At 36.9% G+C, this 21045-nt stretch carries 24 protein-coding genes, 1 pseudogene and 1 riboswitch; of the genes and pseudogenes, 3 read left to right on the forward strand and 22 right to left on the reverse strand.

The genetic code is table 11. From position 1 onward, the window contains the following. Nucleotides 1–13: 13 nt before the first annotated feature. From BWGOE10_RS24855 to BWGOE10_RS24890, 8 genes are all read right to left on the reverse strand, one after another. Entirely contained in the window at nt 14–679 is a 666-nt protein-coding gene (locus BWGOE10_RS24855; RefSeq protein ID WP_070145362.1) for a methionine ABC transporter permease, read from the reverse strand. Beyond that, nucleotides 672–1697, reverse strand: coding sequence for a methionine ABC transporter ATP-binding protein (locus tag BWGOE10_RS24860; RefSeq protein ID WP_070145363.1), 1026 nt, complete (start codon nt 1695–1697; stop codon nt 672–674). The genes BWGOE10_RS24855 and BWGOE10_RS24860 overlap by 8 nt, the downstream gene beginning before the upstream one ends. Before the next feature lie 179 nt (nt 1698–1876). Beyond that, nucleotides 1877–1984: riboswitch (SAM riboswitch) on the reverse strand. A gap of 125 nt (nt 1985–2109) precedes the next feature. Continuing rightward, nucleotides 2110–2454, reverse strand: coding sequence for a hypothetical protein (locus BWGOE10_RS24865; RefSeq protein ID WP_002068015.1), 345 nt, complete (start codon nt 2452–2454; stop codon nt 2110–2112). Between the two features lie 152 nt (nt 2455–2606). Further along, on the reverse strand, nt 2607–2915 hold the full coding sequence (locus BWGOE10_RS24870) for a thioredoxin family protein (RefSeq protein ID WP_098786209.1): 309 nt from the start codon (nt 2913–2915) through the stop codon (nt 2607–2609). Nucleotides 2916–2918: 3 nt separating this feature from the next. Next, nucleotides 2919–3263: a toprim domain-containing protein gene (locus BWGOE10_RS24875; RefSeq protein ID WP_000640865.1), complete on the reverse strand. Its 345-nt coding sequence runs from the start codon at nt 3261–3263 to the stop codon at nt 2919–2921. A gap of 400 nt (nt 3264–3663) precedes the next feature. Further along, on the reverse strand, nt 3664–4047 hold the full coding sequence (gene gcvH / locus BWGOE10_RS24880; RefSeq protein WP_000026895.1) for a glycine cleavage system protein GcvH: 384 nt from the start codon (nt 4045–4047) through the stop codon (nt 3664–3666). 41 nt (nt 4048–4088) lie between these two features. Beyond that, nucleotides 4089–4454 carry an arsenate reductase family protein gene (locus BWGOE10_RS24885; protein ID WP_002129756.1) on the reverse strand — a complete coding sequence of 122 codons (366 nt, stop codon included), beginning with the start codon at nt 4452–4454 and terminating at the stop codon, nt 4089–4091. A gap of 421 nt (nt 4455–4875) precedes the next feature. Then, complete coding sequence (locus BWGOE10_RS24890) at nt 4876–5403, reverse strand: hypothetical protein (RefSeq protein ID WP_070145365.1); 528 nt, start codon at nt 5401–5403, stop codon at nt 4876–4878. Between the two features lie 143 nt (nt 5404–5546). On the opposite strand from BWGOE10_RS24890, the gene BWGOE10_RS24895 reads away from it, so the two are divergent. Further along, nucleotides 5547–6194: a phosphatase PAP2 family protein gene (locus BWGOE10_RS24895; protein WP_070145366.1), complete on the forward strand. Its 648-nt coding sequence runs from the start codon at nt 5547–5549 to the stop codon at nt 6192–6194. Nucleotides 6195–6251: 57 nt separating this feature from the next. On the opposite strand, the gene BWGOE10_RS24900 is transcribed toward BWGOE10_RS24895, so the two are convergent. The 11 genes and pseudogenes from BWGOE10_RS24900 to BWGOE10_RS24950 all read right to left on the reverse strand — a co-directional run bounded on the left by BWGOE10_RS24900 (nt 6252) and on the right by BWGOE10_RS24950 (nt 17831). Then, the gene (locus tag BWGOE10_RS24900; RefSeq protein WP_070145367.1) at nt 6252–7265 is read right to left on the reverse strand and encodes a PTS transporter subunit IIC; all 1014 of its coding nucleotides are present in this window, start codon (nt 7263–7265) and stop codon (nt 6252–6254) included. Nucleotides 7266–7287: 22 nt separating this feature from the next. After that, entirely contained in the window at nt 7288–8238 is a 951-nt protein-coding gene (locus tag BWGOE10_RS24905) for an L-lactate dehydrogenase (RefSeq protein WP_415858228.1), read from the reverse strand. A gap of 245 nt (nt 8239–8483) precedes the next feature. Continuing rightward, nucleotides 8484–8732, reverse strand: a complete 249-nt coding sequence (locus BWGOE10_RS24910) for a spore coat protein (RefSeq protein ID WP_002034620.1) — start codon at nt 8730–8732, stop codon at nt 8484–8486. 13 nt (nt 8733–8745) lie between these two features. Beyond that, on the reverse strand, nt 8746–8931 hold the full coding sequence (locus BWGOE10_RS24915) for a hypothetical protein (RefSeq protein WP_070145369.1): 186 nt from the start codon (nt 8929–8931) through the stop codon (nt 8746–8748). Nucleotides 8932–9074: 143 nt separating this feature from the next. Beyond that, complete coding sequence (locus tag BWGOE10_RS24920; protein ID WP_070145370.1) at nt 9075–9788, reverse strand: CPBP family intramembrane glutamic endopeptidase; 714 nt, start codon at nt 9786–9788, stop codon at nt 9075–9077. Nucleotides 9789–10245: 457 nt separating this feature from the next. Further along, nucleotides 10246–10806: pseudogene (locus BWGOE10_RS24925) on the reverse strand (permease). Between the two features lie 98 nt (nt 10807–10904). Further along, the gene (locus tag BWGOE10_RS24930; protein WP_070145371.1) at nt 10905–11462 is read right to left on the reverse strand and encodes a TetR/AcrR family transcriptional regulator; all 558 of its coding nucleotides are present in this window, start codon (nt 11460–11462) and stop codon (nt 10905–10907) included. A 3-nt stretch (nt 11463–11465) separates the two neighbouring features. Then, nucleotides 11466–12188 carry an MBL fold metallo-hydrolase gene (locus BWGOE10_RS24935; protein ID WP_070145372.1) on the reverse strand — a complete coding sequence of 241 codons (723 nt, stop codon included), beginning with the start codon at nt 12186–12188 and terminating at the stop codon, nt 11466–11468. 138 nt (nt 12189–12326) lie between these two features. Continuing rightward, nucleotides 12327–14129 carry an acyl-CoA dehydrogenase family protein gene (locus tag BWGOE10_RS24940; RefSeq protein WP_149917089.1) on the reverse strand — a complete coding sequence of 601 codons (1803 nt, stop codon included), beginning with the start codon at nt 14127–14129 and terminating at the stop codon, nt 12327–12329. A 126-nt stretch (nt 14130–14255) separates the two neighbouring features. Next, complete coding sequence (locus BWGOE10_RS24945) at nt 14256–15428, reverse strand: acetyl-CoA C-acetyltransferase (protein WP_001206332.1); 1173 nt, start codon at nt 15426–15428, stop codon at nt 14256–14258. Nucleotides 15429–15449: 21 nt separating this feature from the next. Beyond that, nucleotides 15450–17831, reverse strand: coding sequence for a 3-hydroxyacyl-CoA dehydrogenase/enoyl-CoA hydratase family protein (locus BWGOE10_RS24950; RefSeq protein ID WP_070145373.1), 2382 nt, complete (start codon nt 17829–17831; stop codon nt 15450–15452). 237 nt (nt 17832–18068) lie between these two features. Here BWGOE10_RS24950 and BWGOE10_RS30575 point away from each other — a divergent pair, with 237 nt between their 5' ends. After that, nucleotides 18069–18215 (forward strand): YuzL family protein, encoded by a 147-nt coding sequence (locus BWGOE10_RS30575; RefSeq protein WP_080448040.1) that lies wholly within the window; start codon nt 18069–18071, stop codon nt 18213–18215. A 97-nt stretch (nt 18216–18312) separates the two neighbouring features. Further along, a complete protein-coding gene (locus BWGOE10_RS24955) occupies nt 18313–19152 on the forward strand; it encodes a D-alanyl-D-alanine carboxypeptidase family protein (protein ID WP_070145374.1) in 840 nt (279 codons plus the stop codon). A 22-nt stretch (nt 19153–19174) separates the two neighbouring features. Here BWGOE10_RS24955 and BWGOE10_RS24960 read toward each other — a convergent pair whose 3' ends face one another. The 3 genes from BWGOE10_RS24960 to BWGOE10_RS24970 form a co-directional block, all read right to left on the reverse strand. After that, complete coding sequence (locus BWGOE10_RS24960) at nt 19175–20092, reverse strand: proline dehydrogenase family protein (RefSeq protein ID WP_002015957.1); 918 nt, start codon at nt 20090–20092, stop codon at nt 19175–19177. Between the two features lie 310 nt (nt 20093–20402). Then, nucleotides 20403–20648, reverse strand: a complete 246-nt coding sequence (locus BWGOE10_RS24965; protein WP_070145375.1) for a YusU family protein — start codon at nt 20646–20648, stop codon at nt 20403–20405. 48 nt (nt 20649–20696) lie between these two features. After that, the gene (locus BWGOE10_RS24970) at nt 20697–20999 is read right to left on the reverse strand and encodes an MTH1187 family thiamine-binding protein (RefSeq protein WP_001018862.1); all 303 of its coding nucleotides are present in this window, start codon (nt 20997–20999) and stop codon (nt 20697–20699) included. Nucleotides 21000–21045 lie beyond the last annotated feature (46 nt).

Here is a 21045-nt window from a genome sequence, read left to right on the forward strand (position 1 = left end):
CTCCCGTTTTTCATTATCTTTTATCTATTCGAGTCGTTACACTATCACCAATAAACTGAATGAAAAATACAACTAGTAATACACAAATTGTCGCAACGATTGTTACATCGTTATTTCCTCGCTGGAATCCTTCTAAATAAGCAAGTGTTCCAAGGCCACCAGCACCAACAACACCTGCCATTGCCGTATAGCCTACTAAAGCAATTGTCGTTACCGTAATACCAGATACTAATGCTGGTAACGCTTCTGGAATTAATACTTTCAAAATGATTGTGCTTGTTTTTGCTCCCATTGCTTTTGAAGCTTCAATTACCCCTTTATCAATTTCACGAAGTGCGATTTCAACCATTCTCGCGTAAAATGGTGCCGCTCCAATAATTAAAGCTGGCAGCGCTGCACTCGCTCCGAGAATTGTTCCAAGAAGAATCTTTGTGAATGGGATTAATAAAATAATTAAAATGATGAACGGTATAGAACGGAAAATGTTTACGAACGCTCCAATCACCGTATTAATCGCTTTATTTTCCCATAAATTATCTTTCGCTGTCATAAAGAGTAATAGTCCTAAAATAAGTCCTAAAACAAATGTGGCAAGTGCTGCGATTGCCGTCATATATAACGTTTCACCAGTTGCTTCTAACATTTGATTCCAATCAACATTTGCGATTAACTTATCCATGTGCAATCACCTCCAGCTCTACTTGATCTTGATGAATCCCTTCTATTGCTTGCTGGATCGCTGTTTCTTCACCATTTAAATGAACGACTAAACTTCCGTAAGAGCCGTTATTCGTTTGTGCGATATTTCCTTGCAAAATGCTAACTTCTATATCACCGCGCTGCATTAACCTTTGAAGTACTGGTCTTTCTACCGCTTCACCGACAAACTGCAAACGAATTACTTTTCCATCTGGATACTTTTCTATCAAACTTTCAATCGTTTCATTCGTATCTTCAGAATCAGTTAACTGCTGTACAAATCGTTTTGTAATGTCTTGCTTTGGATTACGGAATACGTCAAGTACTGGACCCGTTTCTACGATCTTTCCTTTCTCCATTACAGCAACACGATTACAAATTTTGCGAATAACGTGCATCTCATGCGTAATCAATACAATTGTTAAGCCGAGACGCTTATTAATATCTAATAATAAATCTAAAATTTGATCCGTCGTTTCCGGATCAAGAGCTGACGTTGCTTCATCACATAAAAGTACTTGTGGATTATTAGCTAACGCTCTTGCAATCCCGACGCGCTGCTTTTGTCCACCACTTAGCTGAGATGGGTACGCGTCTCCTCTTCCCTCTAATCCAACGAGATGAATTAACTCATCGACACTTTTTCTTCTCTCCGCCTTATCGACACCTGCAATTTCAAGTGGGAATGCGATATTTTCACGCACAGTTCGTGACCAAAGTAAGTTGAAATGCTGAAAAATCATTCCGATTTCTTGTCTTGCCTTACGAAGTTCATTTCCAGTAATCGCTGAAATTACACGATTCGCAATTGTAATTTGGCCAGAAGTTGGTTTCTCTAACTGATTAAATAATCTGATTAACGAACTTTTCCCAGCGCCACTATATCCGATAACACCAAATATTTCGCCTTTCTCTATTTGTAAGTTGGCGTTATCTACAGCAGTGACATCACCGCTTTTTGCCTTATATATTTTCTTTACATTTTCTAATAAGATCATGATGCTCACCCCTATTTTGTTTGGATAGACTCCGCATTTTTTTATTTTTGATGCGTGTAGTCCACCGTTATCATTACTCTTATTATTTGAATGTCCTCCGCATTCAAACAACAAAAAAACCTTTCCGCTTTTAGAGAAGCAGAAAGGTTTATATGCGTATATAACAACATTATCCCTCTCTCTCATCTCTCAAAGCATTTGCTTTGCAGGAATTGGCACCATTTCAACATAAGTTGACGGTTGCCGGGCTTCACAGGGCACAGTCCCTCCACCTCTCTTGATAAGAGAAATCAGATTAAATTTTCGTCTGATTTAAAATTTATGAAATTGTCTATATTTTATGAATTGAATTGTATCAATATCCACACGCTGTGTCAACAGGAATTTTTGTAAAAAAAGAAACTTCAGAATTTTAAGCCCCTACTGACATCGGTTTACATATATGAAACATCGATTCAACTAATAACATCGTTCGATATGTTCCAGAATATTGTACCCGTCCATCACTCATTAACGTTTGCAACCTCATATTTCCAGTCACTAATTTTTGTACATCCTCTTCCTCTAAACAAACGATTTGTTCCGTTCCTCTCGCTTCTTTCAAAAGTTCTATATAATCTCTTGAAATTTGTAACGAACAGCATTCATCTCCAAAACGAAAATTAACAGTTCTTTCTCCTTGCCTTAAAAGCGGTTCTAAATGATATTGACCATTAGCGTAATTTACAAATGATTGAAGCAAAGAATATAATTTCATCCTAAATCACATCCCTCATATCACTTTCTATTACATACCATTCCCTCTTATTAAAGCGCAATCCTGTTACTTTCGCTCGACAAATACTGTATCTATCACGCATGTCGACATATTTCCCAAGAAATATGTCGAGGCGGCAAAAACTTTGCCGCCTACTTTAATTCCGTATATAAATATTCAACCGAATGAAATGCATATATTTTCTTCATCAGTGTCCCATTTTCAAAAATAAGTAAACACGGTACACTTTCTATCCCATACTCTTTCGCTAAATGCGGAGCATAATTTAAATCTAACATTCCAATTTTCAAATCTTCAATCGTCATCTCGACGACCGTTAACATCTTCTTTGCTAATTGGCATGTTCCACACATTGGTGTATATACATATAGCACTGTTTTTTCTTCGTTTTCTATTAGGGTTGTAGCTTCGGCACCTGTCCAATCAATCACTTCTATCATTCCTTACCGTAAATATTCTGTATAAACGTCAATGTCAGCTCCCCATAATACATTTGCTAAATGTGAAGAAGGCGCAGTCGCCACCTCGCGATACGAGCGATCAATATAAATATGCTCTGCTTGCGGAAATTCTTTTCGGAATTGTTTCCTTAACTTTTCTCCTGCATCATCAGCATCCACTAGCACATACACATCTTTATCAAAAAACTGATCAATGAGCTCATCCATTTTCGACAAACCAATTGTACCATTTGTACAAACAATTTCCACTGGTTCCCGAATAATAGATTCAATCTTTCTTCTGTCCGATTTACCTTCTACAATAATGACTTTTTCCACATAAATCATATGTCATCACCCGATCACCATATACTATACAACCTTTAACTTAGTATATAGTATATTCGTTATTTTCATGTTGTTTCCTGTTTATTTTTGCAAAAGAAAAGCGGAACCGACTGTTTAGCCCTGTTGGCTAAGGTTCTTTCGCACAGAAGACGCTTTTTGTCTTCTCGTGCGGAAGGTTCTTAGACATGAAGGGCTAGGAGGTGGAGCTGGACAATAAAGAAAAGCGCAAGCGCCTCAGGTGAAGAAGTGAAATGACCGAATGTTCTAGCCGCTGGATCGGCATAAATCCTCAACGAAAAACGTTCTCCTACATGATAATTAATATATATGTTTTTAAATTCGTTATGTACACAACATAAAAAAGGACAGCACAAAGGCTGTCCTTTTTCTTCGACTATAATTAGTCTTGGTTTGTCATTTCTGCATATTTTTCTGCAGTTAATAACTTCTCAACTTGGCTTGCATCAGAAAGTTCAACTTTAACCATCCATGCACCCTCGTATGGAGATTCGTTAACTAGTTCTGGTTGGTCACTTAATTCTTCGTTTACTGCTACAACTTTACCACTTACAGGTGCGTATAATTCAGAAACTGTTTTAACAGATTCTACGCTTCCGAATGGCTCGTCAGCTTGGATTGTTGCACCTACTTCAGGAAGTTCAACGAATACGATATCGCCTAACTCACCTTGCGCAAAATGAGTAATACCGATAACAACCGCATTACCTTCTGTTTTTACCCATTCGTGTTCTTCAGAGTAACGTAAATTATTTGGAATGCTCATGACTGTACCTCCAGTGAATGTATTAATTATGTAAAAATACCTTATTGGTACTTTTTCCACACACTTTCAAACTGCTCTTCGTTAAAACCAAGTGTTACACTCGTTCCATCTGTTACAATTGGACGTTTAATTAACATGCCATCAGATGCTAAAAGCTCGTACATTTCGTCTTCGCTTGCATCCTTTAACTTATCTTTTAAACCAAGTTCGCGGTAACGCATTCCACTTGTATTAAAGAATTTTTTTAATGGTAATTCACTTTTCTCATGTAAATTACGTAAATCTTCTTTTGACGGTGGATTTTCAACAATATGAATCATCTCATATGCTACATCGTTTGCCTCAAACCATTTCTTTGCTTTTTGACATGTGCCACACTTTGGATATGAATAAAATGTTACTGTCATAAATTCACCTACTTTTTTACTAACCTTTACCTTTATCATATAGAAAACATTTTATTATTTCAAACGATTATTCGCTAAACTTTTACTTATTTCGTGATAATTTTTAATAATCCTGCTAATTTTTCTTATTTTTCCGCCATTTATTTAAGGAAAAATAAATATATAATTTTTTTAAAACTTTTTTCTCATCACACGCCGAACATATATCTTAAACAAACGTTTGATTAATTTCATATTTTTCTACCTCAACCTTTGGAATACGTAGATTCTTTTATACCGAACATATACCTTAAACAAACGTTTGATTAATTTCATGTTTTTCTACCTCAACCTTTGGAATACATGAATTCTTCCATACCGAACATATATCTTAAACAAACGTTTATTTAAAAAATAAGAAGCCCTTTTACAGGCTCCTTCATCATCGACTTAAATAGTCCGAAATGGTTTGAAATACTACTATATACATATTATGAATATTTTGATTGGAAACCGTATCATTATATAATCCTATACCCCAATATTGTCCCTCAGGTCTTCCCATATTCACAAAACCTTGCGTATACATCATTGCCCTATCCCTTGGGGCATTGTCAAAATCTAAATCTTTTTCAGTAAAAATCAAATACGGTCTATCTTGTAAGCCAATAAAAAATACCGGCTTCTTTAACGATAAAAATAAATCCGTATACTGTTCCTTTGATGCTTCTTGAAAATATTCTTTCATGACGAGAAAACCATCAACTTTTTCGGATTTCTCCTGCATCTCTTCTAACTTTACGTTTTTAAACTTTATATTCCTAAATGTATCTTTCGGCTTTTCACCAACAACTCCAATTACGAGCGCTCTCCCGTTATATTCTAATGTATCTCCTTCATTATCCTTTGCACATCCAGTACTCACTAGGCATAACAATATAAAAACTAAAAAATAAAGTGAACGCTTCATTTAGCAACCTCCCCTCTTTTAAGTCAAGTGACAAAAATGTAAGGTGAATTCAAGAAAATGTAAGTAAAATCGATAGCCCAATTGGATTTTCTATATTATAATCAATTGAATTTATTTACATTACTAAAACATAGGAGATTATCATGAAGAAATTTAAACTTTCATCTCTTCTTCCGTTAAGTTATATACTTCTACTCGTACTCGTAAGTCCCCTTTACGATGTATTAAATAAATCTACTGTTCACGCAGTAGATGTCACAACTGTAGTAGATGGTTGGATTCCATTTGTGAAAGCATTTATTATTCCTTACTTACTTTGGTTTCCATACTTATACGGTGCACTTATTTATTACTGTTTTGCTGATCGAAAGCAATATTATGTCACTTTAAGTAGTGTAATTCTTGGAAAGCTTGCTTGTTTTTCGATTTATTTTTTTTGGCAGACAACTGTACCACGCCCAACCGTCGTTGGAACAGATGTATTTTCCGAACTAGTCCGCTATATTTATAGTATTGATCAACCAGTAAACTGTTTCCCAAGCATTCATGTCCTTACGACATTTGTAATTATGTTAGCTGCCTTTAAGCGTAGAGAACAGTATGCTTTGGAATATTACATTCTTACTTTCTTCGGTACACTTATCATTTTATCAACGCTATTTACGAAGCAACATGCATTTGTAGACGCCATTTCTGGAATGACGCTTGCAAGCGTACTATACTTCGGTGTTCAACTATTGTTAGCAAAAGAAACAGTGACAGTTCCAGTAAAACAAAATCATAAAATGTAAAAAAGCAGACTGTGGCTTCTTCAGTCTGCTTTTCTCTATATTAAGGAGATTTTCAAATTAAGATTGCGGTACAGTCATATCACCAGAATGAATACGACCTGCTTTTTTAAGAGCAATGTAAAGTATATAAGAAACAGCTACTGGGATGATGATATAAGTGATTATCATCGCTGGGACAACCTCCCACCCTTGGCTAGAAATTAAATTAATTGGTGCGATAAGAGAGCTTAATCCAAGACCTGCAATTTCTTTTCCTGCTTCCAGTTGGAAAATTAATGCTGATACTGGGCCCACTATAGCACTGGCGACGACAGTTGGGACGAGAATCATTGGATTTTTAGTAATGTTCGGCAACTGTACTTTTGGAGTACAAAGTGCCTGAGCTAATATGCCACCTAAATTATTCTCTTTCGCTGAAATAACAGAGAATCCGATAAACTGAGCAACACATCCTGCAAGTGCTGCACCGCCTGCAACACCATCTAAGCTAAGTGCTATCGCTAAAGCAGCTGATGAAGCTGGAGAGATAAGTAATAGTCCCCAAACTACAGCAATCACGATAGAAGCGATGAATGGGCTACCAGCTGAACTATCTTTAATGAATGCGCCCACCGCATTTAAAACCGGGCTAATATTTTGAGCTAACCAAATACCGACTAAACCAGAACCTAATATTGCTGCAAATGGAACGAGCATCATATCTAAAGCAGTTTTTCCACTTAATCGTTTACCAATATAAACTGCTAAAGTCGCTGTTAATAATGCACCAATTGGTTCACCTGTTTTAATGATGAGACCAGCTTCAGTAATTGAAATTGAACCAGCTCCAATTGCTCCGGCTACCATCGCTGAGAAAATTACGAGCCCGTTTGCACCGAGCATAAAAGCAATCCCGGCTCCAATTGCTGGTGCCATAAGTGATTTTGCAACAACTCCGATTGTAATAAGTAATGGGATATCAACAATTCTCCCTATATTTTCGATCAGTAAACCAATTCCAAGGGATACGAAAATACCCTGTGCGATTCCGGCAGAAGCTTTAAACACACGAGACATTATATATTCCTTCATTTGTTTCACCTTCTCCTATAATTTAGTAACCAACTGTTTTCATATAATCGCGTAAAACATCGTTTGATTTTGCAAAGCGGCTTTCTTCATCTTCTGATAAGTTTAGTTCTACCACTTCTCTTATACCGTCTCTAGTAATAATTGCTGGTACTCCTGTACAAATATCGTATTCGCCATATTCACCATCTAAAATAGCTGAAACAGCGATAACACGGTGATCATCATTGAAAATTGAGCGCGCAATATAAGCTAAAGAATTTCCAATTCCGTAATAAGTAGTTCCTTTGCGCTTATAAATTTCCCATCCAGCTTTTGCAGTCTTCTCAACAATTTCATCTAAATCTATTTCACCTAAGCGTTCTTTTTGTTCCTCTAAAATTTGCAGAATTGGTTTTCCACCAACAGTTACATGAGACCAAGCAACCATTTGAGAATCACCATGTTCTCCTAATGAATACCCATGAATACTACGAGGATCTACATGTAACATTTTAGATAAAATTGTTCTTAAGCGAGAAGAATCTAGTGATGTACCAGTACCAAGTACACGATGTCTTGGCAAACCAGATAATTTCCAAACTTGATATGTAATAATGTCAACTGGGTTCGATGCGAGTAAGAAAATGCCATCAAATCCACTTTCCATTACGCCGCCAACAATGCTTTCCATAATCTTAGCGCTTGCTCCTAAAGTGTCTAAACGACTTTGTCCAGGCTTCGGCGCTGGTCCTGCTGTAATAATAACAATGTCCATATCTTTGCAGTCTTCATAACTTCCTGCATATACTTTTGTTCTTGTATTTGTAAAGTTAATGCAGTGCGATAAATCCATCGCTTCTCCAACTGCACGTTCATGATTTATATCAATTAACAATAGCTCTTCGCAAATCCCTTGGTTTACAATGGAATACGCACAGCTTGATCCAACTAATCCAGTACCGATAATTGCAATTTTTCTTGTGTTTCTATTCATAGCAATCTCTCCCAATTGATTATGTAGTCTATTTCTTTTGTTCTTTACACTCCTAATTATAGAGGTTCTCACGATAGAAACCATGGATACTTTGTGAAATATTGAGCAAAGTTTTTGTCCTTTTTGTGAATTGTTATATTTAATTTTCGTCATATTTGTTACAACTGGAAAAATATTTCTTATGTATTTATTGACATATACAAAATAAAAACGAGCGAATCCATTCGCTCGTTTCATTCATCGCGCTATTCCGCACTTAATTGACTTTTTAATTGCTGTACAATCATTGGATTAGCAGGCGCTGCCGGCTTATAATAACTTTTTTGCTTTGCGTATTCATACATATTACGTTGACGGGATTCATCTTGATTACGAATTTGAATTAACGTTTGATGTAACTGTTCATTATCAGACTGAGAAATATAATTTGCATAACTTGTTAAACTTGAATTTAACCCTGCTAAATAATCGTTTACCATATCTTTTTCATTCATTTCTCTCTTCCTCCTATCCTAAAAAATTCATTAATTGCTGTTTCGTATTTCGTGCATCTTGTGCATCCTTTTGTAGCATTTGTTTCAACTCTGGATCTGTACAAGCCTGTGCATACTGTTCCAATTTGTTAATAATCGTCGCATGACCACCAATTAAATGACGTAAATTTTCTACTTCAAGCTCTGTTAAATTTTGCATATAACATACCCGCCTTTCTTTGTTCATTCATCATTAGTATTTGGTTCTTTTTGGATTGTATTCATTAACTTTTCCCACATATAAACAAAATAAAAGATGAATAGCTAGGCCATTCATCTTTTCTGCTAAATATTCATTCAATTTTATAAAGAAACAATCATACTTATACTCACAAGTAGGTTCCATACAATATGTAAAATGATGCTAGGTACAATAGATTGTGTTTTCTTATATAACATAGCAAATACAATCCCCATAATCATTGCCGTAATCGGAAAACCACCATGAAGAATCCCAAAGATGAAGGAAGAAATAATGGTACCAACTAGAAAACTATATTTCTTTTCAAAAAATCGATACAAAATACCTCTATATAAAATTTCTTCTTTAATTGGTGTAATTATAGCAACACTTAACACATATATAATACTTTGTAGACTATTTTGAAGTCCTAAGCTCCCTAATTGATCTCGTTGCTGCTCTGCACTTTCAAAACTAAACAACTCTAACATTACATACTGAGTGAATGCAATGATGATAAAACCTATTAATAAATACAAGTAGGTTTTCCCATTTTTTAAAACAGATACATCCCAAATGTTCTTAATAAAATGAAGCACTGGTTTATAAGCAAATAAAACAATAGTAACAACAGCTGCATCAAATAGAAGTAAATAATATCCCTCTAAATTAGCACGTAATACCTCTTCTCCAAAAATTCCAAGGGCTAAAGCAAGGAATAATCCCCCTAAGAGTGAGAACCCTAGAATGCTTGCAATCGTTACAACTAGATTTTTATATGTTATGTTATCTACTTCTCTTTCTGCATTATACGCGTCTAATACTGTTTTTCTCATACTATTCCTCCATTTGTTTTCATTACCTTAACGAAAACCCTTTAATACAAATATATAGATAATATAACAAAATTTCCCAAAAGAATAATATGCAATTTTACATATCCTGAAAACTTTGTATTATATAGTTTTTGGAACTAGATTACTATAGAATAATTATTAGATGGAATTCCAAAAATTTCTTATCTATCCACCATAACCCTCGCATCATATAAAACTTATTAATTAAAGGAGAAATGAACATGAAAACCCACGACTGGCTTACAGAGATCCAGAAAGGCTCTGAACCTAATCCCTATCAAGATCCTATTGCATTTATTTTCGTTTGCTTTTCCTTAGCCATATACACATTTTTCAAACCTGCAAAATAATATCATTTAATGAGAAAAAGCCTACCGTTCTTTTGGAATCATATGCACTAAAAAACCTTAGAATTGCTTCTAAGGTTTCCCGCTATTCATATTCGAGACGCCATTCTTATAAGTAACGAGAGAATTAATAATATAACTACCAATCCGCCGGTTACTCTTGCTATAAATTTCTTTTGTTCGCCCGCACTGGAAACGGTAAATCTGAAGTATAATATGCCACCCACCGCAATAAGAATATATTCCAATATGATACTAATAGCCGGAAATCTCCACAATCCAAAACCAAGCATAGGTAAATCTCCGAGATTCCCCTGGAAGTAACGGCAAATCAGCACGGTGCACAAGTAAATCAAGAATCCAATGACTAAAAACTACAGCCCCAACAACAAAGCCACTCCGCTTGCCCCAAAACCTCATACCCACCATTCCTGCAACAAAAGCAATAAACAGTGCTCCTATTAAAGAGTGTGAATGATCGCTTCACCATAACCATTACTATTAATAGGCTCAATTGTCTCTACTCCTAAAACATAAAGCGGTAAAAAAATGACATCCAATAATTGTGTGCTTAACATGAGAGCCCAAAGTGGTAGTTTAGGTGACTTTGTTTTCACTACTGCCGCTAAGCCAAAATGCCCTGCAAACATTTCACTTCACATCCTTTTGTAATTTTGCCTCCAGCAAACCGCAGCCTACTATACAAAAAGCATGATCAGCAACAAATTCTTGTTGTCTCGCTTCTTATTCACTCTCTCATTACATGCAATCCTTTAATGAAGGTTTCTAACAATAAATGTAAACTCGTATCTAAATCTAATGGCAAACCAAATCCACCCTGCTGTTCAATCGACGCAAATCCATGACAAATACTTCTGAATCCACGTGTCGCATGAAGTGCATTCTCTCCCTCTAATCCGTATTGTTGTAAAATCTGAAGACAAAGCTTTACAATTCCGTCACCTGCTTTTCTTACTTCTTCATCTCGTAAAAAGGTTGCTTCATACAATCCAAGATGTTTTCGGACAAACGCTACGTACGCTTCTCCTAATGCATGAATTGCTTCATCCATACGTTTATCCGAGGCCGCCTCTTTCAGCTCGTAATGCAACTGTTCTATTCCGTAAATACCAATATTTTTCCGGACATCCTGTAACCCTTTCACATGATTATATAGAGAGGGCGAACGTATCCCCAACCTTTGCGCTAATGATGCTAATGTTACTTCTTGTATCCCATTTTCATCTGCAATTTCTGCAGCTGTTTCTACAATTTTCTGTAATGTAAGTCCGATTCTCGGTGACATAAATTAACCCTCTTTCATACTTTCTATATTCCGCCTAGCTTCCTTAATAGCAAGTTTTATAGCAGTGCCTGGATCCTTTATCATTTTTCCATGTCCTGCCGCAAGCAAGGAAGGCTCATATTCTCTTAGCTTCTCTGCACTTTGTAATGATATTTCTTTTCTCCACGTTGCCATCGCAGGAAACGGAAACCAAAATTTCATTTGTCCCGAAACAGCCATACCTCCTCTTGTTTGGAATGCATCTCCAACAATAAGAGCTTTATTTCGCACATCAAGAAACGACATGGATCCTGGCGTATGTCCCGGTGTCATAATCGCAAGAAGCGATCCAACCCGATCGCCATCTTCCAATAAAACATCCGGTACCGTTTTTACCTTTTTAGGTACACCGCCTTTTATTGGTATATTCGGTTCATCCTTTTGTAACGACGTATCTCCTTCTAACAACCTTGCGTCCCGCTTAGAAATATAAACCGGAACATCCGCAAGCACTTCTTTTAATGCGTCTAACGCACCGATGTGATCATCATGCGCATGTGTTAATACAATCTTAGTAATTGGTTTCCCTATTTTCTCAGCCGCCTGTAAAATGCCTTTTGCGCTATATGGCAAAGCCGCATCAATTAAAGTTAAACCATCTTCTTCCTCCACAAAGTAACAATTCACAGGAAACACTCTTGGTAAAAATGACAATTGATATACCGTTTTTTCATGTATCATTCTCATATTTCCAGCTCCCTTTCCGAAAAAACTAATGCTATTAGTTTCATTATACTAATGGCATTAGTTTTATGTCACTAAAAATTTCATTTTTTCAAAAAAAAGAACAGTAGTCGTATAAACGACTACTGTTCTTTAAAGATATTAAACTGTGTAACGCTCATCTTCTAAAATTTTCGCAGCAATTTCACGTTTCTTCGGAATTACATTAAGTGGTGTGTGGCGAGTTAATTTACGTAATGATGATAACATCATGCGCAGCATGTCGCCATTTTCAACTGCGATAAGTGTTTCTTTCGCATCTGCTTCGATTTCGTTGAATGCTTCTTGGCAGAATACTTCAGTGTATAACACTTTTTGTTTATTCTTTTCAAGACCAGTTGTTTTAATTGCTTTTTCTGTACGAAGAAGAGCTGATTCCATTGCATAAAGGTTGCTTACGATGTCAGCGATATTCACAAGAATTTCTTGCTCTTTATCTAATGCTTTACCGTATTTTTGAGCAGCTAATCCAGCTACCATTAAACCAATTTTCTTCGCGTTCTTTACTAAATACTTTTGAAGTGCTAATGGCTCATCGCCTACTTCTTCTGGCATCATCATCATTAACTCTTCTTGTAATTTTTGTGCTTTTTGTAGTAATGGTAATTCACCTTTCATCGCTTTACGTAAGAACGTACCTGGTACGATTAGGCGGTTAATTTCGTTCGTTCCTTCGAAAATACGGTTAATACGAGAATCGCGGTACATTCTTTCAATCTCGTACTCTGCCATAAACCCGTAACCACCGTGAATTTGAACACCTTCATCTACTGTATAATCTAACACTTCAGAACCGAATACTTTATTTAAAGAGCACTCGATTGCATATTCAGCGATAGAAGCAGCTACTGCTTTACCGTCTTTTACTTCTTCCTCAGATAATGTGCTCATGCGGCTTTCGAATAAACCTACTGTACGATATACAGAGCTTTCAGCTGCATATGTTTTCGCTGCCATATTCGCAAGTTTCTCTTGAATTAATGGGAAGCGAGCGATTGGTTGTTTGAACTGTTGACGTTGATTTGCATATTGTGCTGAAATTTCTACTGCACGTTTCGCAGATCCAACTGTACCAACACCTAATTTATAACGGCCGATATTTAAAATGTTGAACGCGATAATATGGCCTTTACCAATTTCACCAAGTAGATTTTCTTTCGGTACTAATGCATCCTCTAAAATTAACGTACGAGTTGAAGAACATTTAATACCCATTTTCTTTTCTTCTGGGCTTGTAGATACACCAGCGTATTCTTTCTCTACGATAAATGCTGAGAAGTGCTCACCATCTATTTTTGCGTATACGACAAATACGTCAGCGAAAGCAGAGTTTGTAATCCATTGCTTTTCACCGTTTAATACGTAATGTGTACCTTCTGCATTTAAACGTGCAGTTGTTTTCGCACCTAATGCGTCAGATCCTGAACCTGGCTCAGTTAATGCGTATGCAGCTAATTTTTCACCAGTTGCAAGTAGTGGTAAATATTTTTTCTTTTGCTCTTCGTTACCGAATAATACGATTGGTAAAGATCCGATACCTACGTGAGCACCGTGAGTGATTGCAAAACCACCAGCACGAGAGAATTTCTCTGCGATTAACGCTGAGCTTACTTTATCAAGGCCAATTCCGCCGTACTCTTCTGGTACGTCAGCGCCTAATAAACCAAGTTCACCAGCTTCTTTTAAAAGACGAACAGAACGATCAAACTCATGTTGCTCTAAATATTCAAGCTCTGGAAGAACTTCATTTACGATAAAGTCCTCTGTCGTTTTTGCAATCATTTTATGCTCAGATGAAAAATCTTCTGGCGTAAACACTTGATCAATTGTAATCTCATCTACTAAAAAGCTACCACCTTTAACCGCACTTCCTACTGTTTTTTCCATGAAAATTTCCTCCTTCATATTTTCATGAGCCGCTTCTCTCATTTTGAAAGAAGCTGGCTCTCCCATTTATTTTTTATAAACCTTTGTTGCTTCCATTCTTTGCTTTAGCTTCGTCTCGTTCTGAACGAGCCGCTTACACTTTTTTTATAGTAATTCAAATACTCCCGCTGCTCCCATTCCGCCGCCGATACACATTGTTACGATACCGAATTGTTGGTTGCGACGTTTCATTTCGTGAATAAGGGATAGTGTTAGTTTTGCTCCTGTACAGCCAAGTGGATGTCCAAGTGCGATTGCACCGCCGTTTACGTTTACTTTTTCTTCATCTAAACCAAGCTCGCGAATAACTTGGATAGATTGAGAAGCGAATGCTTCATTTAGCTCAAATAGACCGATATCAGATAGCTCTAAACCAGCTAGTTTTAACGCTTTCGGAATTGCAGCGATTGGGCCGATTCCCATTACTTCTGGTGGTACTCCAGCTACTGCAAATGAACGGAATTTTGCAAGTGGCTTCATACCATCGCTCACTGCTTTTTCACGATCCATTAATAGTACAGATGCTGCACCGTCACTCATTTGTGAAGAGTTACCAGCTGTTACAGAACCGCGAACGTTAAATGCTGGACGTAATTTGCCTAAAATGTCTAACGTCGTCTCTGCTCTTACACCTTCGTCTTGTGCGAAAATGATTGTTTCTTCTTGCAGTTTATTATTTGATCCAACCGAGCGTAACGTCACATCTACAGATACTGTTTCATCAGCAAAGTTCCCTGCAGCTAATGCTTTTGCAGCACGTTGATGACTTCTTACCGCGAATGCATCTTGCTCTTCACGAGAAATTCCATATTTCACAGCAACTTGCTCTGCTGTATGTCCCATACCCATATAATATTCTGGAGCAGCTTCTACAAGGCGACTATTTGGACGAACGACGTGTCCCATCATCGGAACTAAACTCATTGATTCCGCTCCGCCTGATAATACAGCCTCAGAGTGACCAAGCATAATGCGCTCTGCTCCGTAAGCGATACTTTGTAAACCTGAAGAACAGTAACGGTTAATTGTAATAGCTGGAACATCGTAAGAAAGTCCTGCTAGCCCGCCGATATTACGAGCCATATTTAAACCTTGTTCTGCTTCTGGCATCGCACAACCGAAAATTAAATCATCAATTGGTCCTTCATAATTCGCACGCTTTAACGTTTCCTTTACTACTAACGCCCCTAGATCGTCAGGACGAACTGTTTTTAATGAACCCCTCTTTGCTTTTCCAATTGGTGTTCTTGCTCCCGCAACAATGACAGCTTCTCTCATGAACGATATCTCCCCTCGTTATTAGTTACGTAATGGTTTCCCTTTTACAAGCATGTGCTGCATTCTTGCTTGTGATTTCATCTCACTTACTAAGCTAATAAATGCTTCACGTTCTACATCTAATAAATATTGCTCATCAACTTCTGTTCCGTACGGCACTTTTCCGCCCGCAATGACATATGCAAGTTTCTTCGCAATGTGCAGATCATGTTCAGAAATGTAACCTGATAAATGCATTGCTTCTGCACCAAGTACAAGCGTTGCATATCCTGTCTCGCCAACAACTGGTATCTTTTTGCGGATAGGCGCTTTATAACCCGCTTCATATAAAGAAAGTGCTTTTTGTTTCGCATCATATAGTAAGTGATCACCATTCACACTAATACCGTCTTTATCGCCTAAGAAGTTGTTCGATACAGCTTCTTGTGCTGATGTAGAAACTTTCGCCATCGCTACAGATTCGAATACTTTATTCGCAATTTTTTGCAGATCAAACTCTACACCGTTTGCCATTTTGTTTAAGTGTTTAATGTATAACTCTTTGTTACCGCCTCCGCCAGGGATTAAGCCAACACCTACTTCTACTAAGCCCATATATGTTTCGCTAGAAGCTTGAATGCTCGCTGCTGGTAAACAAACTTCTGTACCGCCGCCAAGCGTCATACCATATGGCGCTGCTACAACTGGCTTAGAAGAATACTTAATTTTCGTCATTGCATCTTGGAAGTTTTTCACAACCCACTCAATTTCAAAGTAGTTGTCATCTTGTGCTTCCATTAAGATCATTGCAAGGTTCGCACCAACGCAGAAGTTCTTCGATTGATTTCCGATAACAAGACCTTTATAATTTTTCTCTACTTCATCAACAGCGTAGTTAATCATTTGCGTAATATCCATACCGATTGCATTGCTCTTCGAATGGAATTCTAAGCAAAGGATGCCATCACCTAAATCAATTAAGCTCGCTCCGCTATTTTTCTTTAACACACCGTTTTTCTCTTTTAACTGCTTAAGAGAAATTGCCTTTTTATTACGTTCGATTAGCTTATATTCACCATTATCGTAATAGTAGCTATCGCCATTATCATGTTTATAGAAAGTAGTGAAACCTTTCTCTAACATTTCTTTCACCCAAGTAGGAACAACTGCGCCGTTTTCTTCCATCTTTTGAACGGACTTTTCAACGCCGATTGCATCCCAAATTTCAAATGGTCCTTGCTCCCAGCCGAAGCCCCATTTCATCGCTTGGTCAATTGCAACGATATCGTCAGCAATTTCTTTATGAAGTTTTGCAGAGTATAAAAGAGTTGGCGTGATAATATTCCATAACAACTCTCCTGCGCGGTCTTTCGCATATACAAGCGCTTTCAATTTATTCGCTAATCCTTTTTCTTGTTTACTTAACTCGATAGATGCAGCTTTTAATTTTTTGCGCGCTCCATATTCCATCGTTTCTGGATTTAATTCTAAAATTTCTTTTCCTTGTTTTAAGAAGAAACCTTGACCAGTTTTACTTCCAAGCCATTTTTTATCAAGCATGTCATGCATGAAAGCAGGTACTTTAAATACATCACGCTCTTCTTCTTGTACATTTTCATATACGTTATTTGCAACGTGTACAAATGTATCTAAACCAACAACATCTAATGTGCGGAACGTTGCGCTCTTCGGACGACCAATTAATGGGCCTGTTACAGAGTCAACTTCTCCAATACTATAGCCACGCTTAATCATTTCTTGAAGCGTTACAAGCAAGCCATACGTACCGATGCGGTTTCCAATAAAGTTTGGTGTATCTTTTGCGATAACAACGCCTTTTCCAAGAACGTCTTCGCCAAATAGTTTCATGAAGCTTAATACTTGTGGATCAGTTTCTTTCGTCGGTATTACCTCTAGAAGTTTTAAATATCGTGGTGGGTTAAAAAAGTGTGTTCCTAAGAAGTGCTTCTGGAAGTCGTCTGAACGACCTTCTGCCATTTTTTCAACGGAAATTCCTGATGTATTTGAGCTCACAATTGAGCCAGGTTTACGAACAGCATCTACTTTTTCAAATAGTTTCTTCTTTATATCTAAGTTTTCAACTACTACTTCAATAATCCAATCTACATCAGCTAGACGCTCAAGATCATCTTCTAAGTTACCTGCTTCAATCAGTGCTAGATTTCCTTTCACTGTCAGAGGAGCTGGTTTTTGCTTTAATAGTTTTTGCACAGCCGTATTACTAAAACGATTTCTCACACTTTTATGTTCTAATGTAAGTCCCTTCGCTTCTTCTTCTTTCGTAAGCGCCGGTGGTACAATATCAAGCAATAATGTCGGAATACCAATATTAGCTAAGTGTGCCGCAATCCCTGAACCCATTACGCCTGAACCTAGAACAGCAGCCTTTTTAATTTGGAACATCCATTTCTCCCCCTATTCTTGAATGAATGCTCATTCAATTTTTCGACATAAGTCGCAATCAATGAGTGAGCCTCTACTAATAAATATATGATACAGTTTGAATTTTCGCAATATATTTATTGATAAAATTTTCTGAAATAAATATATTTCTTTCATTTGGCTATGCTATACATGTGTATTTTCTTCACTAAAATGCACATTTCCTTTTTATAATCTGACGAAACTGGAGGAATATATATGGCAAAACTTAAGAAGAACCCTTCAAAAGCTGGAATTAGCGCAGCAAGCGTAACTGGAAATGCAGGTCCGCATAATCAAGGTGTTGAAAAAGGGCGTCAAAGTAATAACCAACAATATAAGAAGCATAATATGGGCGAAAAATAACGCTATATTTTTGGGCAGAGAACGTGGCATAATGATTAATGGCTGCTTTTTCTGCCCAATTTATTTGTACATATGGAAAACAAAAGAGGGAACGACGATGAAACGAACAATAGTTATGATTGTAATGATTGCCACACTATTTACAGGGATGATTTTCTTCTCTTATGCACAAAGGCAACAAGTTGTAAGAGCAGATCAGCCTAACATTACTGGGCAATACGGAATTACAATCAATGCAGACACAGGGGAAATTTTGTATGGAAAACGCGAGGATGAGCGCTCTTATCCGGCTAGTATAGCCAAAATGATGACAACTCTTCTCTTACTTGAGAATGTAAAAGAAGATGAAGAAATTACAGTTACAGAAAACGCAATTAAAACAGAAAGTCAAAGTAAGAAGATTAAGCTTCGTGCTGGTGAAAAATTAAAACGTGATGAGGCATTAAAACTTATGCTCATCATTAGTGCAGACCCGATCGCTGAGTCAATTGCAGAACATATCGCAGGATCAAAAAATGAGTTTGTGAAAATGATGAATGCTAGAGCGAAGGAACTCGGGACGAAGCATGCAACTTTCAAAAATGCAAGCGGTGCTGATGCACTTGGAAATAAAGTATCACCTTATGACATTGCTATTATTACGAAAGAAGCATTAAAGTATCCAATTGTTTTAGATTATATGAATTCAACACATACTACTCTACATACTTCAGAGCGCTCTCCAAAAATTGCAAACTATGGACGAGAAGAACTATATGCTGATCCATATGCGATTGGAAGTAAAAGCGGTTTATCAGCACTCGGAAAATACACAGTCGTAACAGTTGATAAAAAAGACGGTAAACGCGTCATTAACGTCGTGTTATCTTCTACTCGCACGCAGCTATACCCTGATACGAAGAAAATGGCGAACTACGCATTTGAGCAATTAAAATAACCAAGGAGTATTTTCTCCTTGGTTATTTTTTGATCATACCTTTTAATACGAACGCAACGTTTGCTGGACGCTCTGCTAGACGGCGCATGAAATAGCCATACCAGTCGTTTCCATAAGGCACGTAAACGCGCATTTTGTAACCTTCTTTTACTAGCTCAAGTTGACGCTCTGTACGAATACCAAATAACATTTGGAATTCAAATTGATCCCTTGGAATGTTGTGTTCTTCCGCAAGCTTTTTCGTATATTCAATAATCGCTTCGTCATGTGAAGCAATTGCAGTGTAATTTCCATTTAATAAGTGCATTTTAATAATTTTTTTATAATTGTCATCTACATCTTTCTTTTCTGGGAACGCTACTTCTTCAGGTTCTTTATAGGCCCCTTTTACAAGACGTAAATTAGGATTATAAGCGTTTAAATCTTCAATATCTTTTTCTGTACGATACAAGTAAGCTTGAATAACAGTACCAATATTATCGTATTCAGATTTTAATTGTTTAAAGATATCAATTGTTTTCCCGCAGCGCGTATAGTCTTCCATATCAATTGTAATAAACACACCGTTTTCTTTTGCAGCTTCTAAAATACGGCGCATATTGTTCATTACGATTTCGTCAGAGATATCTAATCCCATAGAAGTCATCTTTAAAGAAAGCTGTGAATTAAGACCTTCTCTTCCAATTGCACGAATCGCTTCAATCGATTCGCTGGCCATTTCATTTGCTTCCGCTTCGTTATCAACGAATTCACCTAAATAATCGATTGTTACACAAAGACCTTGCTTATTTAATGCTTTAATTGCAGCTGTCGCTAATTCAATCGTCTCCCCTGCGACGAAGCGACCTGCACCAAAGCGCAAACCATACTTTTTAGCCAGTTTTGTTAGCGCTTTATTTTTAGACAAGAAAAGAAACGAATTTCGCATTAATTGTTCCATGTAATTCACCCCTATGACTATACTTTATCTGTTTTTTACCCCTCTTCAAAATTATATCACTGTTTAAAATTATTTGATACAAATAATTATTTAGATAATTTATAAAATACTATCAAAACATTTAAAACTCTATATTCTCGCTTGTAAATATGGAGAAAATATTTTTCGACATTCAGAAAAAACGAGTTTACTAGGAAAAAAATGAGCATGCCGAAAATATTCGACATGCTCACAAAACCATTTATTTTTCATCTAAATTATATGAGGATATTAATAACAAAAACTTGAGGTAACATTATCTCAAGCCTTCTTACTTCTCATTTCGCTTCTCATCATTCAGCTTTTTAATATTCGTAATTAACTGTACCATCTCTTCTTTCGCATCTGGATAAGTCTCATTCCAATGCTTCACTAAAGCTGGCATCGTCTTCGCAATATAAGAATAAAGCGCCCATTTCTGTACCTGCTCTTTTCGCTCTTCGTCGCTCTCTCCAAGTAATAGTTCCGTGTATTTCTCTAGTAATCCGTCAAACTGCTCATTAAACTTTTCACTCATCTTATTTACCTCCAATATGAAAAAAGCAGCGAAAATCGCTGCTTCTTCTTATAATTTTGATCGAACAGAGTTTAATTTCTTCTCCATCGTACTTACTTTATCACGGCGATCATCGATACGAATTGTTGTCGCAACGCGCTGTGCACCTTTTGTATATGGAACTTCATGCATTTGTTGAATGACTTCTAAAATGACAGGAAGATCTCCTTCAATTACTGTATTCATCGGTGTTAATTGATACTTCACACGATCAGCATTTTTCTCTAGCACCTTTTGTACTTCTGCTACATATTCACTAACACTTGGATTACCTGTTCCTACTGGAATAATCGATACATCAACAATTGCCATAGTAACTTACCTCCTATAATCGCTTCTTATATATCCATTGTCTATT

Source organism: Bacillus mycoides (assembly GCF_001757995.1).
GTDB classification, from domain to species: Bacteria; Bacillota; Bacilli; order Bacillales; family Bacillaceae_G; genus Bacillus_A; species Bacillus_A mycoides_B.

What these genes read in the sequence shown, in the direction of transcription:
- BWGOE10_RS24855 (WP_070145362.1), bottom strand. Translation starts at nt 679, where the DNA reads ATGGATAAGTTAATCGCAAATGTTGATTGGAATCAAATGTTAGAAGCA.
- BWGOE10_RS24860 (WP_070145363.1), bottom strand. Translation starts at nt 1,697, where the DNA reads ATGATCTTATTAGAAAATGTAAAGAAAATATATAAGGCAAAAAGCGGT.
- BWGOE10_RS24865 (WP_002068015.1), bottom strand. Translation starts at nt 2,454, where the DNA reads ATGAAATTATATTCTTTGCTTCAATCATTTGTAAATTACGCTAATGGT.
- BWGOE10_RS24870 (WP_098786209.1), bottom strand. Translation starts at nt 2,915, where the DNA reads ATGATAGAAGTGATTGATTGGACAGGTGCCGAAGCTACAACCCTAATA.
- BWGOE10_RS24875 (WP_000640865.1), bottom strand. Translation starts at nt 3,263, where the DNA reads ATGATTTATGTGGAAAAAGTCATTATTGTAGAAGGTAAATCGGACAGA.
- gcvH (WP_000026895.1), bottom strand. Translation starts at nt 4,047, where the DNA reads ATGAGCATTCCAAATAATTTACGTTACTCTGAAGAACACGAATGGGTA.
- BWGOE10_RS24885 (WP_002129756.1), bottom strand. Translation starts at nt 4,454, where the DNA reads ATGACAGTAACATTTTATTCATATCCAAAGTGTGGCACATGTCAAAAA.
- BWGOE10_RS24890 (WP_070145365.1), bottom strand. Translation starts at nt 5,403, where the DNA reads ATGAAGCGTTCACTTTATTTTTTAGTTTTTATATTGTTATGCCTAGTG.
- BWGOE10_RS24895 (WP_070145366.1), top strand. Translation starts at nt 5,547, where the DNA reads ATGAAGAAATTTAAACTTTCATCTCTTCTTCCGTTAAGTTATATACTT.
- BWGOE10_RS24900 (WP_070145367.1), bottom strand. Translation starts at nt 7,265, where the DNA reads ATGAAGGAATATATAATGTCTCGTGTGTTTAAAGCTTCTGCCGGAATC.
- BWGOE10_RS24905 (WP_415858228.1), bottom strand. Translation starts at nt 8,238, where the DNA reads ATGAATAGAAACACAAGAAAAATTGCAATTATCGGTACTGGATTAGTT.
- BWGOE10_RS24910 (WP_002034620.1), bottom strand. Translation starts at nt 8,732, where the DNA reads ATGAATGAAAAAGATATGGTAAACGATTATTTAGCAGGGTTAAATTCA.
- BWGOE10_RS24915 (WP_070145369.1), bottom strand. Translation starts at nt 8,931, where the DNA reads ATGCAAAATTTAACAGAGCTTGAAGTAGAAAATTTACGTCATTTAATT.
- BWGOE10_RS24920 (WP_070145370.1), bottom strand. Translation starts at nt 9,788, where the DNA reads ATGAGAAAAACAGTATTAGACGCGTATAATGCAGAAAGAGAAGTAGAT.
- BWGOE10_RS24930 (WP_070145371.1), bottom strand. Translation starts at nt 11,462, where the DNA reads ATGTCACCGAGAATCGGACTTACATTACAGAAAATTGTAGAAACAGCT.
- BWGOE10_RS24935 (WP_070145372.1), bottom strand. Translation starts at nt 12,188, where the DNA reads ATGAGAATGATACATGAAAAAACGGTATATCAATTGTCATTTTTACCA.
- BWGOE10_RS24940 (WP_149917089.1), bottom strand. Translation starts at nt 14,129, where the DNA reads ATGAAGGAGGAAATTTTCATGGAAAAAACAGTAGGAAGTGCGGTTAAA.
- BWGOE10_RS24945 (WP_001206332.1), bottom strand. Translation starts at nt 15,428, where the DNA reads ATGAGAGAAGCTGTCATTGTTGCGGGAGCAAGAACACCAATTGGAAAA.
- BWGOE10_RS24950 (WP_070145373.1), bottom strand. Translation starts at nt 17,831, where the DNA reads ATGTTCCAAATTAAAAAGGCTGCTGTTCTAGGTTCAGGCGTAATGGGT.
- BWGOE10_RS30575 (WP_080448040.1), top strand. Translation starts at nt 18,069, where the DNA reads ATGGCAAAACTTAAGAAGAACCCTTCAAAAGCTGGAATTAGCGCAGCA.
- BWGOE10_RS24955 (WP_070145374.1), top strand. Translation starts at nt 18,313, where the DNA reads ATGAAACGAACAATAGTTATGATTGTAATGATTGCCACACTATTTACA.
- BWGOE10_RS24960 (WP_002015957.1), bottom strand. Translation starts at nt 20,092, where the DNA reads ATGGAACAATTAATGCGAAATTCGTTTCTTTTCTTGTCTAAAAATAAA.
- BWGOE10_RS24965 (WP_070145375.1), bottom strand. Translation starts at nt 20,648, where the DNA reads ATGAGTGAAAAGTTTAATGAGCAGTTTGACGGATTACTAGAGAAATAC.
- BWGOE10_RS24970 (WP_001018862.1), bottom strand. Translation starts at nt 20,999, where the DNA reads ATGGCAATTGTTGATGTATCGATTATTCCAGTAGGAACAGGTAATCCA.